This is a genomic window from Paenibacillus sp. UNC217MF (assembly GCF_000686865.1).
GTDB lineage: Bacteria > Bacillota > Bacilli > Paenibacillales > Paenibacillaceae > Paenibacillus_B > Paenibacillus_B suaedae.
The window spans coordinates 282940-303158 of the sequence record NZ_JMLT01000003.1 but is presented as its reverse complement, the minus strand read 5'-3'; the positions used below and the strand labels follow the sequence as shown (position 1 = coordinate 303158).

The 20219-nt window shown below is 47.7% G+C and carries 17 protein-coding genes; 12 read left to right on the top strand and 5 right to left on the bottom strand.

The window, feature by feature from the left end:
- The first annotated feature begins 156 nt into the window (after positions 1-156).
- The 5 genes from BP95_RS0101505 to BP95_RS0101485 all read left to right on the top strand — a co-directional run bounded on the left by BP95_RS0101505 (position 157) and on the right by BP95_RS0101485 (position 5887).
- Positions 157-1554 carry an extracellular solute-binding protein gene (locus BP95_RS0101505; protein ID WP_081819787.1) on the top strand — a complete coding sequence of 466 codons (1398 nt, stop codon included), beginning with the start codon at positions 157-159 and terminating at the stop codon, positions 1552-1554.
- A gap of 109 nt (positions 1555-1663) precedes the next feature.
- Positions 1664-2611 (top strand): carbohydrate ABC transporter permease, encoded by a 948-nt coding sequence (locus BP95_RS0101500; protein ID WP_051250043.1) that lies wholly within the window; start codon positions 1664-1666, stop codon positions 2609-2611.
- 40 nt (positions 2612-2651) lie between these two features.
- On the top strand, positions 2652-3506 hold the full coding sequence (locus BP95_RS0101495) for a carbohydrate ABC transporter permease (RefSeq protein WP_414813123.1): 855 nt from the start codon (positions 2652-2654) through the stop codon (positions 3504-3506).
- A 42-nt stretch (positions 3507-3548) separates the two neighbouring features.
- A complete protein-coding gene (locus BP95_RS0101490) occupies positions 3549-4988 on the top strand; it encodes a PTS transporter subunit EIIC (RefSeq protein ID WP_028531248.1) in 1440 nt (479 codons plus the stop codon).
- Positions 4989-5047: 59 nt separating this feature from the next.
- A complete protein-coding gene (locus BP95_RS0101485) occupies positions 5048-5887 on the top strand; it encodes a PRD domain-containing protein (RefSeq protein WP_021256684.1) in 840 nt (279 codons plus the stop codon).
- Between the two features lie 103 nt (positions 5888-5990).
- Here the strand turns inward: BP95_RS0101485 and BP95_RS0101480 are convergent, their stop codons facing one another.
- Positions 5991-9137 (bottom strand): penicillin-binding protein 1A, encoded by a 3147-nt coding sequence (locus BP95_RS0101480; RefSeq protein ID WP_028531247.1) that lies wholly within the window; start codon positions 9135-9137, stop codon positions 5991-5993.
- A gap of 171 nt (positions 9138-9308) precedes the next feature.
- A complete protein-coding gene (gene rpsD, locus BP95_RS0101475) occupies positions 9309-9908 on the bottom strand; it encodes a 30S ribosomal protein S4 (protein ID WP_021256682.1) in 600 nt (199 codons plus the stop codon).
- Between the two features lie 371 nt (positions 9909-10279).
- Between rpsD and BP95_RS0101470 the strand changes: the two genes are divergently transcribed.
- From BP95_RS0101470 to BP95_RS0101450, 5 genes are all read left to right on the top strand, one after another.
- Positions 10280-12244, top strand: coding sequence for a GGDEF domain-containing protein (locus BP95_RS0101470; RefSeq protein WP_021256681.1), 1965 nt, complete (start codon positions 10280-10282; stop codon positions 12242-12244).
- Between the two features lie 110 nt (positions 12245-12354).
- Positions 12355-13179, top strand: coding sequence for a hypothetical protein (locus tag BP95_RS0101465; RefSeq protein ID WP_021256680.1), 825 nt, complete (start codon positions 12355-12357; stop codon positions 13177-13179).
- 100 nt (positions 13180-13279) lie between these two features.
- Entirely contained in the window at positions 13280-14395 is a 1116-nt protein-coding gene (locus BP95_RS0101460; RefSeq protein ID WP_021256679.1) for an aminopeptidase, read from the top strand.
- A 111-nt stretch (positions 14396-14506) separates the two neighbouring features.
- On the top strand, positions 14507-14749 hold the full coding sequence (locus BP95_RS0101455; protein WP_021256678.1) for an HPr family phosphocarrier protein: 243 nt from the start codon (positions 14507-14509) through the stop codon (positions 14747-14749).
- A gap of 300 nt (positions 14750-15049) precedes the next feature.
- A complete protein-coding gene (locus BP95_RS0101450; protein WP_021256677.1) occupies positions 15050-15340 on the top strand; it encodes an Fpa/YlaN family protein in 291 nt (96 codons plus the stop codon).
- Between the two features lie 143 nt (positions 15341-15483).
- Here BP95_RS0101450 and cax read toward each other — a convergent pair whose 3' ends face one another.
- Positions 15484-16548, bottom strand: a complete 1065-nt coding sequence (gene cax, locus BP95_RS0101445; RefSeq protein WP_028531246.1) for a calcium/proton exchanger — start codon at positions 16546-16548, stop codon at positions 15484-15486.
- A gap of 198 nt (positions 16549-16746) precedes the next feature.
- Here cax and BP95_RS0101440 point away from each other — a divergent pair, with 198 nt between their 5' ends.
- A complete protein-coding gene (locus BP95_RS0101440) occupies positions 16747-17136 on the top strand; it encodes an Asp23/Gls24 family envelope stress response protein (RefSeq protein ID WP_021256675.1) in 390 nt (129 codons plus the stop codon).
- A gap of 36 nt (positions 17137-17172) precedes the next feature.
- Here the strand turns inward: BP95_RS0101440 and ftsW are convergent, their stop codons facing one another.
- Positions 17173-18414 (bottom strand): putative lipid II flippase FtsW, encoded by a 1242-nt coding sequence (gene ftsW, locus BP95_RS0101435; RefSeq protein ID WP_021256674.1) that lies wholly within the window; start codon positions 18412-18414, stop codon positions 17173-17175.
- A gap of 34 nt (positions 18415-18448) precedes the next feature.
- Positions 18449-18790, bottom strand: coding sequence for a YugN family protein (locus tag BP95_RS0101430; protein ID WP_021256673.1), 342 nt, complete (start codon positions 18788-18790; stop codon positions 18449-18451).
- A gap of 211 nt (positions 18791-19001) precedes the next feature.
- Here BP95_RS0101430 and BP95_RS0101425 point away from each other — a divergent pair, with 211 nt between their 5' ends.
- On the top strand, positions 19002-20192 hold the full coding sequence (locus tag BP95_RS0101425; protein ID WP_028531245.1) for a M20 metallopeptidase family protein: 1191 nt from the start codon (positions 19002-19004) through the stop codon (positions 20190-20192).
- The last annotated feature ends 27 nt before the right edge of the window (positions 20193-20219 follow it).

Genomic DNA, 20219 nt, shown 5'->3' with positions numbered 1-20219 from the left:
AACGACAAGTACAATAGAATGGACATAACATGTTACCGCAAGGGCATTCGTTATGGAAGTTCAGTCGCTATGTGACTGCCTTCTTAACGTATGCCTTTTTTTGTCGTTGCACCGTTATCGCGAATTCAATCCATGTTGACGGAGAGGGGTATATCCATGAACGGAATGCATCACAAGTGGGGCAGGTCCTTACTGCTGCTTATCATTAGTGCACTTGTCTTAATGATGGCAGCAGGTTGCAGCTCGGGCAGTCAGAAGAATGGGGAATCGAATAACGGAAGCAGTGGAAAGACAACGGAGCAAGTACAAAACAACAACAGCGATGCAGGCAAGACAGATTCATCTGGCGGTGAGGTGTCCGGTGATTTTGAAATTCAGTATTTCGTCGGCGGATATGGGGATCAGGGCTGGAAGAAGATTATCGCTGAGTTTCAGAAGAAGTACCCAAATGTAAATGTGAAAGAGTCAGCAGGCCCGAAAATCAATGATCAGATGAAGCCGCGCTGGATTCAAGGCAATCCTCCTGACTTCGTCTACATTGACGGTGCGGGCTCAAATGCAACCCAAATGGTGCAAGATGATCAACTGATGGATTTGACCGATTACTTTAAAGAGGCTAAGAACGCGGACGGCAACAAGATTTCAGAGGAGCTGCTGCTGAAGCCAATCGATTACAGCGGCAAAACGTATACAATTCCATTTGTTTTCGGTTCCTGGGGAATTTTCTACGATAAGAAATTCTTTGCAGACAATGGCTGGGTGGAACCGAAGGATTTCGACACTTTTATGAGCGAAGCGAAGAAAATCAAGGAGTCTGGCAAGGTCAATGCACCATTTATATTTACAGGCAAGTATCCATACTATTTCCAAAGTGGTGTGATGGATTCCGCATTCGTCGTGAACAACAACAACGATACTTCGATTCTGCTGGACATGTTCGCTTTGAAGGAAGGCGTATTCAAGAGCGAGCCTGTGAAGAAGGCATTGGAGCAAATGGTGCAAATGCGTGATGCAGGTCTCATTGATCCTGCTTCAGCCCCAATTAACCATATCGATTCGCAAATGCTATTCTTGCAACATAAAAATGCGTTTATCCCGAATGGACTCTGGCTCGAAAATGAAATGAAGAAAGATGTTCCGCAAGGTTTTGAATTCGGTTTCATTCCATCTATAACTCAAAAGCCGGGCGGAAAATTTGTAGCCATTCCATTTACGGCTACGGTTGGCATTGCGAAGAAGGCGAAAAATCCAGCAGCCGCTAAAGCATTCCTTGAATTTTTGTTCACGAAGCAATCTGCCATTACATGGGCGGAAGAGACAGGTGCACTGGGCAACTTGAAGGCAGATTTGGAAAAATCCAATGCGAGTGGGCTGTCCAAGACAGCTATGAAATTTTATAGCTCAGACAATACCATTGTCGCCCCTTACATTGAATTGAATGCGGACGTGGATAAGGTGCGATCAGACTCCACACTCTCGCTTATGATGGGCAGCATTACTCCAGATGAATGGATGGAGCGTATGGAGAAGGCTGCTGCGAAGGCAAGGAAGTAAAGTGTACAGCGGTTAAGAGAGGATGCATGCGTGAACAGACGTATGCATCCTAATCCGCATCGACAAATTGATGAATGGAGAGCGATAAGGAGGGGGTTGGTTGAACAAGATGGTGCCTGCACAAAAGACTCCTGTTAAGGGGGATGTGAGCGGACGGGTCGGCCTTTCATGGAAGCGAAAGCGCCAGATCTTCATGTTCGTATTTACCGTACCTACGTTGTTATTTTTCTGTTTATTTATGATATATCCGATTTTCCACGGACTATATTTCAGCTTCACAGATTGGTCGGGAGGATCGGAGACGAAGAACCTAATCGGTATTGATAATTATCGCGAATTAGCGAATGATCCGATTATCGGGAAGGCCATTCTGAATGACTATTTCTTCGTATTCTGGAAAGTAGTTGGCATTGTTGGGCTGGGGGTCTTATTCGCGGTGCTGATGACTCGCTTTCGGATCCGTGGGAGCGGGTTTTTCCGCTCGGTGTTCTTTATCCCGAATATTCTGTCTGTCGTTGTCATTGGAGTGCTATGGAATTATATATATAACCCAAGCATCGGATTCTTGAATTCATTTTTGTCATTGTTCACGGCGGATAAGGTTCAGACGCCATGGCTTGGAGACCCAAATCTTGCGATGTGGATGCTGCTTCCTCCAGCAATATGGGCGGGTGTAGGATTTGTTATGATTCTAGTTATCGCGGGAATCTTGAACATTCCGAAGGATTTATATGAGGCGGCCAGCATCGATGGCGCTCAGGAATGGCAGCAGTTCTGGCGCATTACGATGCCGCTTACGTGGGAACAAATTAAAGTATCGATTTTATGGGTTGTGATGACGACGTTAAATGGATCATTTGTTATCGTATGGATGATGACCGAAGGTGGCCCGGATAATGCGACACAGGTCATGGGCTCGTACTTGTATCAGATGGGATTCCGCCAATTCCATTTCGGCTATGCTTCTGCGATAGGCGTACTTATTCTAATTCTGTCGCTCATTACGACGTTGGCGCTTCAGCGGCTATTGCGCAGAGATGCAATTGAAATGGCTTAACTATTTCGACTGGAAAAGGAGAGGGCGGCCTATGGAATCCATGCAGCAATATCCTCGTAAGCGTTCTTATATGATGGTTAGAGCTTTGATGTATGCATTACTAGGGATATGGACGTTACTCGTCATTTATCCGCTGCTGTGGTCCATCCTTGGCTCGTTCAAGACGAATCAGCAGTTCCTGCTAAATGCGCCATGGAGCTTGCCGGAGTGGCCGTTTGAATGGGCTAATTTTACAACAGTATGGAACAACTATCACCTAGGAACGTACTTCATGAACTCGTTAATTGTTACGGTTGTAAGCACAGTGTTGGCTTTGCTGCTTTCTTCAACGACATCATATATTATCGCTAGATTTCCGTTTCGCGGCAGCATGGCACTGTATAATCTATATTTGTCCAGTATGATGATTCCTCTTATTCTTGGATTGATACCGCTGTTTTTTCTACTTTCCAATCTGCATCTAGATAATTCTCTCCTTGGACTGATTCTTGTTTATACGGTGACTAATTTGCCTTTTGGTGTATTTGTACTCGTCGGGTTTTTCCGTTCAATGCCTAAGGAATTGGATGAGGCAGCTTCCATCGACGGAAGCTCGCATTATGGGGTCTTCTTCCGTATTATGCTTCCACTTGCCAAGCCTGGACTCATCTCTGTCGGTATGATGAACGTATTGAACATTTGGAACGAATATATTATTGGTACAGTGCTGGTGAACGATCCTGAGAAGTATACAATTCCTGTCGGCATCGCAATCATGCAGGCAGAGATGCAGTATCGGACAGAATGGGGGCCGTTATTCGCGGGATTGCTGCTCTCAATCATCCCTGTGCTGATTTTATATATGATCTTCCAGAAGCAGATTACAAGCGGCATGATGGCCGGAGCGATAAAATAATGCAGCATCCTAGCAGCTAGGTAAGGGGAGCGGTGTTGCGAAATGAAAATGATGACGTATATGCAGCAAATTGGCCGATCGCTGATGATTCCCATTGCAGTGCTTCCCGCAGCATCAATATTAGTGCGGATTGGAGATATCAAATCCAGTATTCCGTGGGTGGACGCAGCAGCAAGTGTATGCAAATTAGGCGGGAACGCCATTTTTGATCATATGCCGTTATTTTTTGCGGTTGGGGTAGCGATCGGATTAACATCAGGCCAAGGGGTTGCCGCCTTGGCTGCTGCTGTTGGATACTTCGTATTTACCAATGTCATGAAGCATTTCGAGAATGAAATTGCCCTCGATACCGGAGTGCTTGGCGGGATGCTGTGCGGCGCAATTGTAGCAATATTGTATGAGCGCTATCATGACATTCGGCTGCCGGCAGCACTCGGCTTCTTCGGAGGCAAGCGCTTCATTCCAATCATCTCTTCACTGGTTATGGTCATTGTTGGAGTTGGAGCTGGTCTTATTTGGCCCGCGATTCAAGAGGCCATTCGTGATGCAGGTACCAGTATCATGACCGCGAAGGGCTGGGGAGCGGGCTTGTATGGCTTGTTGAACCGATTGCTCATACCTACAGGATTGCATCATATACTGAACAATATTGCATGGTTTCAAATTGGAGAATATGTAACAGATGCAGGGACGATAGTACGAGGGGATTTGTGGCGGTTCCATGCTGGCGATCCTACGGCGGGAACCTTTATGGCAGGTTTTTTCCCTGTTATGATGTTTGGATTGCCGGCCTACGCACTCGCAATCGTCCGCTCATCTCAATTGCAGGAACGCAAGCGTATCGCTTCGATTATGCTAACAGCTTCGCTGACAAGCTTCCTGACCGGAATTACGGAACCGCTTGAATTCACGCTTATGTTGACGGCGCCTGTCCTCTACGGGATACATGCGTTGTACACTGGTTTAGCGCTCATGCTCGCAGATCTCATGGCCATACGAGCAGGGTTTGGATTTTCAGCGGGCTTTATCGATATGTTCATATCGTGGACGAGCGTAAAGGATACTTTGCTCTTACTGCTGCTTGGCGTCCTCTATTTTGGATTGTATTATGCGACTGCGACTATCGCGATCCGGATGTTTCATGTCCACGCACCTGGCCGAGAGGAGGATCGGGCGAGCGGGGCAACAAGCCCGAGCCCGACTGCTAGAACGCAAGATGATGCAGATGCTCTATTGGAACGGTTGCTTGGCTATATAGGAGGAATGGGGAATATTCGCTCTGTTGATGCGTGCATTACTCGACTACGGCTGCAGCTTGAAGATGAATCCAAGGTAGATGAAGTAGGAATTATGTGTCTTGGTGCATATGGCATGATGCGTGTAGCCAAGGGTCACATTCATATTGTGATGGGGACGGATTCGGAGCTGTTGCGGGAGAAGATTGAGCGAAGATTAAGTGTATCGGCATTTATTAACGGTTAGCGGGCACATTCTCAGTTATCCATCAGCTGGGCAGTTCGATTCTTGGAAGGGGAGAGCGGATGATTGAACGAAAGATTGTTCATGTCCTGTCGCATAATGTGGTAATGGCCAAACTATCCAATGGGAAGAACTCCATTGCCTTTGGCAAAGGGATAGGCTTTCAAAAAAAGCCTGGGATGGAGGTAGATGCATCTGATATTAAACAGGAATTTTTGCTGCACACAACGGATGTGCTGGAGCATTACGAGCATATTCTGCATGCGGTTGATTTCAAGATTATTGGTGTGGTCGAAGAGGTCATCGCTTTCGCTCAGGGGCATTTAGAAGGGGATTTCTCGGAGACGATTCACTCTGCACTCGTTGATCATATTAATTTAGCGATTGAACGCTGCAAGCGCGGGCTTGTCATTAGCAACCCGTTTATGTTCGAAATTCAGCACTTGTATCGAGATGAATATCGAGTGGCAGAACGAGCGATTGACTATTTGAATGATCAGCTGAAAGTGAACTTGCCTCAAGATGAGGTTGCTTTTTTGGCTATGCATTTCCACGGTGCACGAAGGGGCGGTAAGGGCAATAAGTCAGTTGCAGAATTGAAGATGATATCGAGGGTACTGGAGGAAGGAAAGAATATTGGGATAGACTTTGACGAATCACTTTCTACAGTCCTGTTCATCGGACATCTGAAGGGACTCATAGATCGGGTACGGGCAGGGAAGACACTAAATAATCCGCTTCTCGTTCAGATTCGTGAAGAGTATGAAGAAGCCTACGAGAAGGCTGTGTTATTAGCAGGTTGGATTGCAGAAGGGCTGGAGAAGACGGTTCCACCTGAAGAAATCGGATTTCTTACAATGCATTTGGAACGGCTTGTTCAACGGAAAAATGTAAGCATATAAATGTGATTTTGCATGTAGCAATGACAAGAACATACAGAATGAAAAAAAGGGGGCGTCCCAAGTCTTTTTAGACTTTTGGGACACCCCCTTCTGTGTAAATTGCTCAGTTATTGACCTGGACGGCAGGAGAGGAAGTAGATTCTCCTGCACTATTTGTAGCAGTCACGTAATACCATCCGCCTGGTGTCAAAGTAATCAACTCAAAGTCCGTTGACGTTGACGAGCCGATGCGTTCGTAAGAGCCGTTCTGGCTCGCACTATAATAGATATAATATTCACTTGGATTGTTGGACGCAGCTTTCCAAGAGAGACGCACGCCCATGTCCGTTAGTGCCGTCTTCAGTCCATTTGGTGCATCAGGTACTTGAGCAGCAGCCCGTTGCGGTTCCTGTCGGCTGCCGTTGTCGACTTCATGACTGCCCTCCTCTCTACCTGAATTGCTGCTCCCTGATTCTGTTGGATCATTGGAACCCGGCGTAGGCGTTACCTCTGTGCCAGCTCCTGAACCATTAGAGCCCCACTGTACAATCTCCGATGGGATCGATTCATGGCCGCCCACGTCGACAGCTGTTACATAGAAGCTGTACTGCTTGTTGCCTGATACATAGCCAGTGAATCTCGTCTCTTCTCCGGTCAGAACGGTTCCGCTCTGTTGTTGGTAAGCGCCGCCGCCCATTGATCGATACAGACGGTATCCTACAACATCAGATTCTGGATTTCGCGAGAAGGTAATGCGAACGGCATCGCTCTTCAAGGCAGCGATTCCAACGCTCCGTGGTGCAGAAGGTGCCTTGCCGTCATCCTTGCGCGGATCGACCTTCGCAGGCGCGTCGTTGTTAGCATCTTCTGGCAAGTAATCCGAAAAAGAGCGTCGATTGCTGCTGGATGAGAGATGCCCCAGCGCTTTCTTCAATTCCTCCACGAGCACTTGAATCGGCTTCTCGCGTTTCAGCACTACTTTCTCACCAATCATATCGGCAGGAGTGCTGTCCTGTGGAATATAGTTGACGCCGTCATAGGTGATGTACTTCATGTGAACAAGCGCGTCTTCCTCGGTTTTCGGCACATATTTACGGTTAAAAATATCCGTGACGAATTTGCCGCCGAGTCTCGTTAACTCATTCGGAAGCTTGCCGCTATAACCAGACACAGTCATGCTCACGATACCGTCAGGACGTGTGAACTCCTTCGTGTGGAGCAAATTAGGCTTGGCCTTGTTCACCTCATTCATCACCTTCGACCAGATCTCTGTTGAGCGTGAACGAGCGTCGCGGTTCAGTACATGAATCGGCTTGTCGTAACCGACCCATACACCCATCGTGACATCTGGTGTCGAGCCGATGAACCACGTATCCGCATAGTTCTGGGTTGATCCGGTCTTGGCCGCAACCTCAACTTTCCCGTAGAGATCAAATTCGCCTCTCACGCGGCGCCCGGTACCTCTGGAATCCGTAATGACGGATTTCATCATATCAGTCATCAGGTATGCGCTTTGCTTCGAGACAACTGCCTGCGGATCTTCCTTGTGTTGATACACGATATTGCCATTGGAATCTACAATCTTGCTAATTAAGTACGCATCGTTGAATACGCCCTGATTGGCAATTGCTCCGAACGCGTTTGTAATTTCTTCAACCGTTACTCCATACCGCAAGCCGCCGATGACGCCAGTCTGCGCGTAATAATCTTCAGGCTGAATGGTCGTGATGCCGAGCTTCTGTACGAAGTCCAGTGCCTTCTTCACACCGAGCTTCTCAATATAGATCTTGAGCGCCGGCAAGTTGAGCGATTGACTTAATGCGCTCCGAGCAGTAACAAGACCTTGATAGCGTCCGTTGGCGTTGCCTGGAATATGGTAACCCTTGGAGCCATCCTTGAGTACAATTGGAGCATCGTCCAATATGGATGCGGGTTGAATTAACCCTTGATCCAGTGCCGGCAAGTAAGCTGCGAGCGGCTTCATTGTCGAGCCAGGCTGCTTCAGCATCTGCGTGGCGAAGTTCATCTGCTCGATCTTGAAGTCGCGACCTTCGATCATGCCAAGAATGGCACCTGTTCTATGGTCGACCATCAGCGATGCTACCTGTTCAACACCCTTCGTCTTGCTGTCAGGGGAGAAGTTATCAGGATTAGCAGAGACGCGCTTCATTGCATCATATATTTTCTTATCAATGGTGGTATACACGAGATAACCGCCGCGAAGCAGCTGCTCGCGTGCCGACTGCAGCATATCGTTGTTCTCGCGCTTGCGCAAGTCTGCCTTCGTAAGTCCAGGATTCTGCTGAAGTACGAGTACTTCTGCTGCGGCACGTTCTGTTTCCATCATCAGATATGGATATGTAGCGTATGCCTTCTCCCGAGGCTGGGCAATTGATTTGCGAATATCAAACGCCAGCGCTTCATTATATTGCTGCATCGTAATTTTATTTTCTTCAAGCATTCGCTTGAGAACAAGCTTCTGCCGTTCAATTGCGCGTGCAATCCCTTTTTCATTGACTTCACCTTTACCGGTAAAGGCCGAGTAAGCGGATGGAAGCTGTGGAAGGCCTGCAAGATACGCAGATTGGGCGATGTTCAACTTGCTCAGATTATCAATATTAAAAATACCTTTTGCTGCTGCTTTAATTCCGTATAAGTTGTAGCCTGTTGAACCGTTTCCGAAAGGAACCTTATTTAAGTATGCAACAATAATTTCATCTTTGGACAATACACGCTCCATACGCATGGAGAGCAGTATTTCCTTTGCTTTACGACTGTCGGTACGATCCAAATTCAAAAATACACGTCTTGCCAATTGCTGAGTAAGCGTACTGCCGCCTGTCTGCACAGATTGATTCAATACTTTCTGTACAACAGCCCGAGACAGTCCGCGAATATCAACGCCCATATGCTCATAGAATCGATTGTCTTCAATCGCAACAAGGGCATCAATGACGGATTGGGGGATATCTTTTAATGAGACGGGACGACGATCCTCTTCGGTTCGAAGCTGTCCGATCGGATTGCCGTCATTAAAAAAAGCGAATCCGGTTATGGCATTCTCCTGAATCTTCTGCTGAATCATTTCTCGTGGGCGAACCGGTTCGTCCTTGACTAAGGACGTTACATAACCGAGACCAGCGCCACCAGCAAATAAGCCGCATAGCAGGCCGAACAGCATGAGCCACTTCATAACGGACCATATCGTGCGGCCAATCGACCTCTTGCGTGCTGGTCTTTTGCCGCTTTCCGTCACTTTCTCCTCAACCATGCATTATTTCCTCCTTAGTAATTGCAGCGCTTTCCATTATACCATAAAAGTGAGAGGAAAAAGAGCGTCCGTTATCGCATTTCCTGATGATAATATAGCAGGAAAAATAAAAAAATCGCCTCCCGCTAGGGAAGGCGATTGTGGTGTCGCTTCTATGCGATAGAGCGAATCTTATCGGCTGTAGAACTCGACGATTTGCTTTTCATCGATGTCTTGGGACAACTCGCCGCGTTCAGGCAAACGTACGAATTTACCTTCCATAGCAGCTTCGTTGAACTCCATGTATCCTGCCAAGTGATGACGGCCTTCAAGAGCTTCCTTGATCACTTTCAAGTTACGGCTTCTTTCGCGCAAGCCGATTACATCACCAGGAGATACGAGGTAAGACGCGATGTCTACTTTCTTGCCGTTTACAGTCACGTGACCGTGTGCTACCAATTGGCGAGCACCTGCACGGGAGTTGGAAAAGCCAAGACGGTATACCAAGTTGTCCAAGCGGCTTTCGAGCAAGAACATGAAGTTCTCACCAGCGATACCTGGCAATTTGGATGCGCGGTTGAACAGTGTGCGGAATTGCTTCTCGCCCAAACCGTACATGTGGCGCAATTTTTGTTTTTCTTGCAATTGAACGCCGTAGCCGCTCAATTTTTTGCGTTGTCCTGGACCATGTTGTCCTGGAGGATACGCGCGCTTCAATTCTTTACCTGTACCGCTCAAGGAAATTCCAAGACGACGGCTCAATTTAAATTTAGGACCTGTGTAACGTGCCATGTTATATTGACTCCTTCTCAATCAAAATTATCGTTAGATTGTGGGGTGTCATTGCGTCGAAATCATCCTATGCTTTCCGATAATTCGGTCAGCTCCGACTCAGGTTTTCAGCCGCTGCCTAGCCGGTGATGATTATCGTGAGGGTGACACAACAGTTTCGCCCATATACATCACATAATATTATAAGATAGAGTACGCTCCTGTCAAGCTATATAATCAAATTGAGTTAGAATCTGATTTCTAGTTAGATCTTTTGGCATGGTTCAAATGGACCAAAAAAATAGAATTGGTTTTCGGGATATAGTACATTTTAATTGCAAAATCATGTATGATAGAAATTGAACAACCTTTCGAAAATGAAGGAGAAGAGGATGACGGAACGTCAACTTCCACAATACACAACTGAATTTGAACCAATAAAGACAGAGACAGAGGATTGCCAAGATCCTGCTCCTGTCGACGAAGAATTGGCATTAGAAGGATGGCTGCTTCAGCGTGACGTGACGACGCATGATTTCCCTTATATTGCCTCGCAATTGCAATCCGCATATCGCGCATGGCTGAAGGATATGCCGTATGAAGCGATTTCTATAATTGGAAGCAGTGCGATTTACGATTATGCTGGAGGATGGTTGGCAGGGGATGAGTCACTGCATGCGGATAGCAGAATAAGTATAGCGTTGAATGAATGCTTGCAAGAACGAACCAAGACAACAGCAGCTATAGACAATGGACAGTTGGTTATCTGCCCGCTGCAGACACGCGAGGGGCAAAATGTATTCGCAGCCGTTGCTTACAAGTTGTCGGCAGCTATGTCGAGTGGAGCCATGACAGCGCTGGAGGCGTGGACACACGCGCTTCGCTCGCAGTTCTACCTTGCATTCGAATATACATTTATTAAGGAACTTATGTACACTCAGCGCATTGTTGAACGAGAATACAAACGCAGAGATGTTCTATATAATGTGGTGCGTCACATGCATGATCGAATTGATGTTGATGCGGTGCTGACGCAAATAATGGAAAGTGTAGAGCGGCTTGTGCCGGAATCGAGCATTGAAGTGTATCTATCACAGGATCACCATAGTGTGAACCCGAAGGTGAAGACACTCGTGTTCAAGTCTTGGGGCGATCCGATTGTCATGCAGGCATTTATGAAGGGAGAGCTATGCTACGGCCGGACGCAAGAGGGTCACACCGAAGTTGCCTTCGGGCTTTGCGGCAAGCAGGGCTCGTACGGCGTGCTGAAAGTCTGCTTTCCATACGAGGAACCGGATCCTTCCGATGTACAGCTCATTCAACTCGTGGTCGAGACAGCAGGTACGGCATTTGAAAATGCTCGCCTTCATGAGCAGGCCAATGAAGTCATTCAAGAGCTTCGCTTCATTAATGACTTGACGAAGCGAATTAATCAGAGCTTGAGGTTGCGGGATGTATTCCGGGATGCGACGCACGAATTGCTCCGAGTATTCGGGGCTGAGTTCTGCGTACTGCTACAGCTCAATGCCGAGAAGAACCGCTTCGAGGTTGTATCCTGCAACCTCGAAGAATTTGATGGTGCTCATATGCCAGCGGATGAAGGATTGTTCGGCTACATGATCTCATTGCGCGAGCCAATTATTGTCTCAGACAGCAAGGAACAGAGCCCTACATCCATGCACTTCTTTGAAAAGCTTGGACTGCGCTCTGTGATTGCTGCACCGTTATTTGGCGGAGGTGAGCTGGTTGGAATTGTCGTGCTGGCAGACAAGCGGCCGCAGTTCTTTACGTATGAGAATTTGAAACTGTTGCAAATGCTTGCCACTCATATCGGCCTTGCGATTGCCAACGCCACCTTGCATGCTAGGGTAAAGCATCTTGCCAACAAAGATCAGCTGACTGGTCTCTATGCTCGGCATTATTTGGATAAGCAGATTGATCGGTTGCAAAAAAACGACTTTTGCGGTTCATTGATTGTAGCGGATATCGATTACTTTAAACAGATTAACGACTCGTATGGCCATCAAATTGGCGATAAAATCTTGAACCAAGTCAGCCGGATTATTCGTACTTCAATTCGGGAGACTGATATTGCAGCTCGTTGGGGCGGTGAAGAGCTTGCAATTTATTTGCCGCAGTTGACCCTGCCCCAAACACTACGGGTGGCTGAACGCATACGAGCTCGGGTTGCGAACGAGACAGACCCGAGGGTAACAGTCTCATGCGGCATCGCGGACTGGAACTGGCAGGATGAGAAGATCAGTGTTGAATCCCTGTTCTACCGTGCGGATGTCGCCTTATATGAAGCGAAGCATGGCGGCCGCAATCAGATTCAAATGAGCAAGAAGAAGCAGTAAGCATCATTTTGGTGCGCCGCATAATTCCAAAACAGACGTGACACGCTAAAAGAGGCAGGAATGCAAATTCCGACCTCTTTTTTTTGTTCATTTACAGTGGAGGTGACTTAATGACTATAGCACGATCAACATTACGGGAGAAGCGGCGCCGTGTCATATGGATGGCAACTTTGCTGATTGTTGCGCTTATTGCTCATGGATGTTCGATTGCCGACCATACTCCTCCTGATGTATTGCTCGATAGAGCGCTCAATGGAATGGTAGGCAAGGATCAGTTCCGCTTTCAGGGCATGGCCGAAATCCGAACAGGCAAAGATAAACTGCTAGCCAAGCAGCTGAGATACGAGGGGGAAATTCAACAGCATAAGGGTACCCATATGCGAATTAGTCCTCAAGCGGAGCAGACAACGACCGAGAGCAGATGGAATCCTCTGCGACAATTGGAAGAGCTTCGAATCGATGGGGCGAAGCGGGTGAAGCTGCTGACGGATTCTGATCCAGTTGTTCAGACGCATGCTGGGTTGCCCAACCAAATGCGTGTAATGAGCATCGATGCGAAGCAGCGGGCAGACCTGATTCCATTGCAAATCGTAATCGGTGCAGATCAGGCAAAGCGCCTGTATACCAAACAATTGGTTGAAGATTACGAACGGCTGATTACACCGAACGTGCAGCTGCAGCAAATGAAGGGCAGCATGTCGCAGGCTGATGAGCAGAAGCTTCAGAAGGAGTTAGCAGTTCTTGCTGCCCAAGGCCGCAAGGAGCTCCATGCAAGACTGGAGGATGCAGCGGTGCAGGCGAAGTATGTCGTGTGGGTGAATAAGCGGGATTCACTCCCTGCCTATGTCGAAGGTTGGATAACGTCATCCTATAAGGAGCAAGGGGAACCGAGAGAAGAATTGGTTCACATGCAGTCACAATTTATATATGAGTAGAAGTCTGCTGTACCGTGCAGGAACACGCTGACTCTGCATGATCATCGTGATACAATGATAATCGTAAGTTCATGTTAACTGATCGAGGAGGAACCATAGGATGAAAGACCCAAGAATAGAACAGCTTGCGAAAAACTTGGTTGGATACTCAGTTGATGTACAGCCAGGGGAAAATATCCTTGTAGAGATGATTGGATCTGAGCGTGAATTGGTTAAGTGTATAGTGGATGAGATTGCTAAGCGCGGCGGTCGTCCATTTGTACAGCTGACGGATCGTTCTGTACTGCGTTCGCTTCTCTTGAATGCAACGAAAGAGCAGATGGAGACATGGAAAGAGTATGATCTGCTTCGGATGCAGAATATGCAGGGATACATTGGAATCCGTGCTGGTGAGAATGCGAACGAATTGGCCGATGTGCCAAAAGATAAGATGGCGTTGTACGAATCGATCTATTCCCATCCAGTACATATGGAAGAACGCGTTAAACGTACGAAATGGGTTGTGCTTCGCTATCCGAATGCCTCCATGGCTCAGCTGGCGAACACGTCGACAGAAGCATTTGAGGACTTCTACTTCAATGTTTGCAACTTGGACTACTCCAAGATGGATGCTGCGATGGATTCCTTGAAAAACTTGATGGATCGTACAGACAAGGTGCGCTTGGTCGGGCCAGGAACAGATCTCAGCTTCTCCATCAAGAACATTGGTTCTGTCAAATGCTCCGGACAACGGAACATTCCAGACGGAGAAGTGTACACGGCTCCAGTGCGTGATTCGGTGAATGGCACTTTGTCCTACAACACACCGTCCATCTATAACGGGTTCACATTCGAGAACGTGAAATTCCGTTTTGAGAACGGTAAAATTGTGGAGGCAACAAGCAATGATACGGATCGCTTGAACGAAATCTTGGATTCGGATGAAGGTGCTCGCCACATCGGTGAATTTGCAATTGGCGTCAATCCGTATATTTTACACCCGATGAAGGACATTCTGTTCGATGAGAAGATTGCAGGCAGCATTCACTTCACACCGGGGCAAGCCTATGATACTGCTGATAACGGCAATCGCTCTTCCATCCACTGGGATCTGGTTCTGATTCAGCGTCCAGAGTACGGCGGCGGCGAAATGTACTTTGACGATGTGCTTGTTCGCAAAGACGGCCGCTTTGTTATTCCAGAGCTGGAATGCTTGAACCCTGAACATTTGAAGTAGTCTATATTTGCCTGCTTCATCTGATGGATTTCACCTTGCGCCCAGCCTCTTATTCACGGTATGATGGAAGCGTATAAATTAGATGTGATTTACTGAGACGGAGGGATTTCAATGTCTAATAACACGGCAATTGTGGAAATCTCGCAAACAGCGAACAAATTCAGATCTTCGATTGTGTTACAAGCCGACAACAAATACATTGACGTAAAAAGTATTCTTGGTTTGTTCACGACACTCGTTGGCAATCAAGCGTATGAACTGCATGTTCATGGACCGGATGTAGACGAAGCGAAAGTAGCTATGTCTGAAGTATTCGAGAAGCATGGTCTGAATGTAACTGTTGTAGCCGAATAATTCGGATCGAGAATTGGGGGGGCGGGACGTATTGTCTCGGCTCTTCTTTCTTTTGGACAAGCACTTTCTGCTTATTATTGAAATACGCTGTTATTTTTTTGCTCTCTCAAGTTTTTCTCTATGAGATGGCAATTATGCTGACCATGCAAGGCGTCGCTTCACTTTGGTACAGGGAATTGCAGGTGGAAAAGTGCGCATTGTCATACAGAAGTTCGCGGTGCATCTTGTGTTACAGGTCATGATCGTCTAATATTAGAAATAGAACAAACGTGACTTCGGGTCATAGGGGGGAAATCAGGCATGTCTTCGTCGGATGTGGTACAACAGATCAATGATAAAGCGCTCGCTCTGCTTGAAGATGATGCGCATCAAATAGAGAAACTCATTCAAGTTCAAATGGAGAACTTGGCGACGCGTTACTGCCCTCTCTATGAGGAAGTGCTAGATACGCAAATGTATGGTTTTTCTAGACAGGTGGATTTTGCAGTTAGAGCGGGATTGGTAGAAGAGGCTGTCGGACGTATGCTGGTCAGCAGATTAGAGCGGAATCTTGCTGTACTGTATGAAGCATTGAACAAAGAAGAGAAATAAGATGAATGAAATTGCTCAGTGCGCAAACGACTGAATACAAAGAAAGCTTGGGACAAGTCCCAAGCTTTTTGTGTTTTGTTGGCAAATGGAAGGAAGGGGACAACGGCAAGCTGTTTCCATACACGAATCATGAATCAGAACGCCTATACGAGGTAAAAAGATACGCCAAGAATAATATACACAGCGAGCAGCAGCAGTCCTTCGTACCAATTTGTACGTCCATCCTGAGAAATCGACTTCGCGATAAAGACAGAGACCGCAATGGCCACCATTTCAATGGTTGTAAATACGATGTCCATCGTTTGCCCGAAGAGAGCACTGACAAATACGAGTACTGGTGCTACGAACAGAGCAATTTGCAAGCTGCTGCCGATTGCAATCTCGACAGCTGCGCCGATCTTATTCTTCATCGCCATCATGACGGCTGCGCTATGCTCTGCGGCGTTACCGACGATTGCAATAACGAATGCGCCCACGAACAGTTCGGATAAGCCGAATTGTGCGGTGAACGAATCAAGGGTGCCAACCAGCCATTCACTCACGAATGCGACCATAACCGTAGCTAGGAGCAGGAATACGATAGACTTTGACTTTGACCAAGCTGGCTCTTCTTCTGCCTGTTCCTCGCCAACCGCTGATTCATCGGTGAGCAGGTCCTTATGGGTAATCATAGAGAACACGAGCCAGAGCAAGTAAGCAGCGATCAATACGCCGGCAACGATGAGACTGAGCGTCTTCGTGCCTTCTGCACTAATCGAATGAGTGGTGAAAAATGCGGCAGGCACGAATAAGGCAATCACAGCAAGCAGCATCAGAGAACCGTTCATGCCTGCAAGCTCGATGTTGAAGCGCTGCACCTTGTATTTTAAGCCCCCTACAAATAAGCTAAGCCCCAATACAAGCAGTAAGTTGCCGATAATCGCACCAGTCAAGCTGGCCTTGACCATGTCGAACAATCCTTCCCGAACAAGGAAGATTGCGATGATGAGCTCAGCTGCATTGCCGAAGGTTGCATTAAGGAAGCCACCGAGCCGCTGCCCTGCGTAGTGGGATACACTCTCTGTGGCCCGTCCAAGAAAGCCGGCGACGAAAATAATCGAGACTGCGGAGATGACGAATTGCAATGTCATATTCCAGTGAAGGTAATGACCTACCCCGCTAAGGACGAATGTAGTGCACAAAAGCGCAAAAAACAGTCGGTTGCGCAAACCGATCACTCCTAACGTTCATAAGGTATGGGGCAAAACATCTGATATTTAATATAGCGAACTGATTTTCGTTTGTAAACTATGCCAATTGATCCATATCGTCGGTGTGAAATTGAATCTGATTCGAGTTGAATACACTGTTTGCTTTCATGTTCAAAAATCGACTACAATATAGGGGAGACAGAAAGGAGGATGACGATGGCTGAGGAACAATTGAACACGCAGGAAGGTAACATTCGGATATCCGACGATGTCGTCGCCACAATCGCTGGTCTTGCTGCGCTTGAAACTCCAGGTATTGCTGCTATGTCAGGCGGACTGTCCGAAGGCTGGGCGAAGCGATTGAGCGGCAAGAATGTACAAAAGGGTGTATCTGTAGAGGTAGGCCAAGTGGAAGCCGCTATAGATCTACGAGTGATTGTCATGTATGGCATGCCAATTCAGGAAGTGTGCCGCCAGTTGCAATTAAACGTCCGCGAAGCGGTTCAGAATATGACCGGACTAGGCGTCGTTGAAATTAATGTTAAGGTTGAGGGCGTCGCATTTAAAGATGAGGAACTGGAAGAGATCCAGCGAATCAGTAAATAGGCACTTATGCTTGCATGCACACCACGAAAAAAAAGACTACACGGACCTAAGGGGCCGGTAGTCTTTTTTGGTTGTTCGCTCGCGGGAATTCGGCAAGCTCCCAATTGGCTTCTTATCATGATTCATCCGATTCGCCTCGCGTGACACACTGAGCAATATGCCGATACTCGCCATCGTAATGAGCAGCGAGGAACCGCCATAACTGATGAGTGGAAGCGTGACACCGGTTATCGGGATCGTTCTCGTTACGCCCCCGATGTTAATGAAGGCTTGAACGGCGATAATCCCAACGATGCCGACACTAACAAGTGTCCCGTACGTATCTGGACACCGTAGAGCGATCATGATGCCGCGCCAGATGAACATCAAATAGACGATCAGGAAAATGCTTGTTCCAATAAAGCCCCATTCCTCGGCGATGATGGCGAAGATGAAGTCATTATACGGGTAGGGCAGATAGAGCAGCTTCTGGATGCTCTGACCGAACCCAGCGCCAGTCCATCCGCCATGAGCGATCGCCTTCAATGATTGCAGGAGATTATAACTGGTATTCTGCGAATCGTGAAAGGGATCGAGCCAGGACTGGATGCGGGCGAATTGATATCCGTCCGTCAGCTTCCCAGGCGATAACAAAAAATGCAATCCTAGAACGACAATCACACCTGTCAGTCCTACCAACAGGCAATTCATGATGTGCTTCAGGTTGGCTCCGCCTGCAATGACGATAACACCGGCACAGAAGGCTAGAATCATGGCAGACCCAAAGTCGGGCTGCAGCATGATCAGGCCGACAACGAAGCCGACGATAATCATAACAGGGAAGAGCCCTTTTTTGAAATCTCGAAATTTCTCGCCCTTCTTGGTAATTAAGGCGGCCAAGTACAGAACAATTGAAATCTTAGCCAGCTCTGTCGGCTGTACCCCAATGGTACCACCAATGCCGAACCAGCTGCGCGCTCCGTTCACATCCTTACCTATATACGGGACGAGCATTAGCATTATAATCGTAGCAATAAATAAAGGGATAAATAACTTTTTATACATCCTGTACGGGATATTCATTGCAATGAGCATTGCGATGAATCCAAGTCCAGCCCACATGAGCTGACGCTTGCCGAAGTAAAGTGCATCATGGTTGTATAAAGCAGAAACGGCAGCCAGACTAGAACTCGCACTATATACCATGACGACACCGAATCCAACTAGCAATAACGTAAGCACGAGCAAGGTGAAATCCGGCGTGCCTTTGGCTGGTGGAGACGGGGTATCTCGTTTCATGGGTTTATATGTTGATCTACTCAAATGAGAACCACTACGCGCTAAGCGCTTCCTTCAATTGATGCAGGCGTTGGGTAGCAGTGTTGAGCTGTGCTTGCGGAATGGGTGTTTCATAATCCAATCCGTGCGGGAAAGACGCACGTCCCATGTAGACCGCTTCGATTGCCAGAATCGCATCTGGCTTCTCCAGCTTGCCTTCCTTCACCCGTGTGTTAATACGCAAATAATAGTCTTCGCTGCCTGCTTCCAGTTTCAAGTCGTATGTAGCACGGTAATACTCCCATTGGCCGCGAAAGAAACCGAGCTTCTCCATTGCTTCATCAAGATAAGCAAGGTCGGATTCAAGCCCGATCAGGCCAGAATTTTCGATTATCATGTACCACTTTCCTCCTTCGAGTTCTCGTCTACCTTGTAAGTACAACCATCTTTACTCTCTACCATGATAGTATGTTTCCTACGCTTGCGCAAGACACCTCTAGCAGGAGCGGATATGGCTCCATATTTCAGGCAGAATCATGCAAAGATGTCTACGAAAGAATGCATGTTATGGTACAATTATGAAAATGGAAACGTAGGGGGAGAGAAGGATGAGTGTGTCTCAGGCATCGTCCTTATGGAAGGAAGCTTTGTCAGCGCAGTTTGACCAGATGATTGCATGGCGACGTTACTTGCATCAGAATCCGGAACTGTCCTATGAAGAATCGAAGACATCCGCATTTGTAGCGGAACAGTTGCGTTCCTTCGGAATTGAGGTTGAAACCGGCATTGGTGGCAACGGAGTGGTAGGCCGCATTCGCAATGGTGATGGTGCAGTCGTTGCCCTGCGTGCAGATATGGATGCGCTTCCGATTCAAGATGAGAAGCAGTGTGAATACCGTTCACAGGTTGCCGGCGTGATGCATGCATGTGGTCATGATGGACATACGGCTACGCTGCTGTCGGTAGCTAAGGTGCTGTCAGAGCATCGAAGCCATTGGTCAGGAGAAATACGGTTGCTGTTCCAGCCTGCGGAAGAGGTAAGCCCTGGCGGCGCTCAGGCTATGATCCGTGATGGCGCGCTGGAAGGTGTAGATCGGATATACGGCGTTCATCTGTGGACACCGATCCCTACAGGCATCATAGCTACGCGTCAAGGGCCGATGATGGCAGCTGTGGATGACTTCCGCTTGACGATTGCAGGGAAGGGCGGGCATGGAGGAATGCCGCATCTGTGCACAGATGCTGTATTAATCGGAGCCTCGCTTGTGCAGCAGCTGCAATCCATCGTTAGCCGCAACGTATCGCCGCTTCAGCCTGCGGTACTATCCATTGGCTCCATACAGGCGGGTACGACCCAAAATGTGATTGCAGAACGTGCGGAATTAAAGGGGACATTACGCTCGTTTGATCCGGATGTCCGCCAGCTGCTTCGTCAGCGCTTCGAGCGTATCGTAGATCTGACTTGTGCAATGCACGAAGCTGAATATGACTTAGAATTTCGAGTTGGCTATCCGGCACTCGTGAATGACAACAGCGAAGCTGAGCGTGTCTTCCGCATTGCAGCAGAAGTGGTGGGGCAGGATTGCGTTCGGGAAGCAGAGATGATGATGCCAGCCGAAGATTTTGCCTATTACGTGAAGCAGATTCAAGGCTGCTTCGTACTTGTCGGTGCTGGAAACGAGGACTACGCTCGTTATCCACACCATCATCCGAAGTTCGACTTCGACGAGTCTGCCATGTTGCTCGCTGGTCAGATGTTGATCGGATTAGCTCTGGATGCATTGGCCGAGAAGAAGTAGCCATTGGCTGCCTGTGATATAGTAGTA

Bases quoted from the DNA above. Each gene is read 5' to 3' on its own strand.
- BP95_RS0101500 (WP_051250043.1), top strand. From the start codon at position 1,664: ATGGTGCCTGCACAAAAGACTCCTGTTAAGGGGGATGTGAGCGGACGG.
- BP95_RS0101465 (WP_021256680.1), top strand. From the start codon at position 12,355: ATGACTATAGCACGATCAACATTACGGGAGAAGCGGCGCCGTGTCATA.
- BP95_RS0101425 (WP_028531245.1), top strand. From the start codon at position 19,002: ATGAGTGTGTCTCAGGCATCGTCCTTATGGAAGGAAGCTTTGTCAGCG.
- BP95_RS0101480 (WP_028531247.1), bottom strand. From the start codon at position 9,137: ATGGTTGAGGAGAAAGTGACGGAAAGCGGCAAAAGACCAGCACGCAAG.
- BP95_RS0101495 (WP_414813123.1), top strand. From the start codon at position 2,652: ATGCAGCAATATCCTCGTAAGCGTTCTTATATGATGGTTAGAGCTTTG.
- BP95_RS0101470 (WP_021256681.1), top strand. From the start codon at position 10,280: ATGACGGAACGTCAACTTCCACAATACACAACTGAATTTGAACCAATA.
- BP95_RS0101505 (WP_081819787.1), top strand. From the start codon at position 157: ATGAACGGAATGCATCACAAGTGGGGCAGGTCCTTACTGCTGCTTATC.
- BP95_RS0101450 (WP_021256677.1), top strand. From the start codon at position 15,050: ATGTCTTCGTCGGATGTGGTACAACAGATCAATGATAAAGCGCTCGCT.
- BP95_RS0101460 (WP_021256679.1), top strand. From the start codon at position 13,280: ATGAAAGACCCAAGAATAGAACAGCTTGCGAAAAACTTGGTTGGATAC.
- BP95_RS0101430 (WP_021256673.1), bottom strand. From the start codon at position 18,790: ATGATAATCGAAAATTCTGGCCTGATCGGGCTTGAATCCGACCTTGCT.
- BP95_RS0101440 (WP_021256675.1), top strand. From the start codon at position 16,747: ATGGCTGAGGAACAATTGAACACGCAGGAAGGTAACATTCGGATATCC.
- rpsD (WP_021256682.1), bottom strand. From the start codon at position 9,908: ATGGCACGTTACACAGGTCCTAAATTTAAATTGAGCCGTCGTCTTGGA.
- BP95_RS0101485 (WP_021256684.1), top strand. From the start codon at position 5,048: ATGATTGAACGAAAGATTGTTCATGTCCTGTCGCATAATGTGGTAATG.
- BP95_RS0101490 (WP_028531248.1), top strand. From the start codon at position 3,549: ATGAAAATGATGACGTATATGCAGCAAATTGGCCGATCGCTGATGATT.
- ftsW (WP_021256674.1), bottom strand. From the start codon at position 18,414: ATGAAACGAGATACCCCGTCTCCACCAGCCAAAGGCACGCCGGATTTC.
- BP95_RS0101455 (WP_021256678.1), top strand. From the start codon at position 14,507: ATGTCTAATAACACGGCAATTGTGGAAATCTCGCAAACAGCGAACAAA.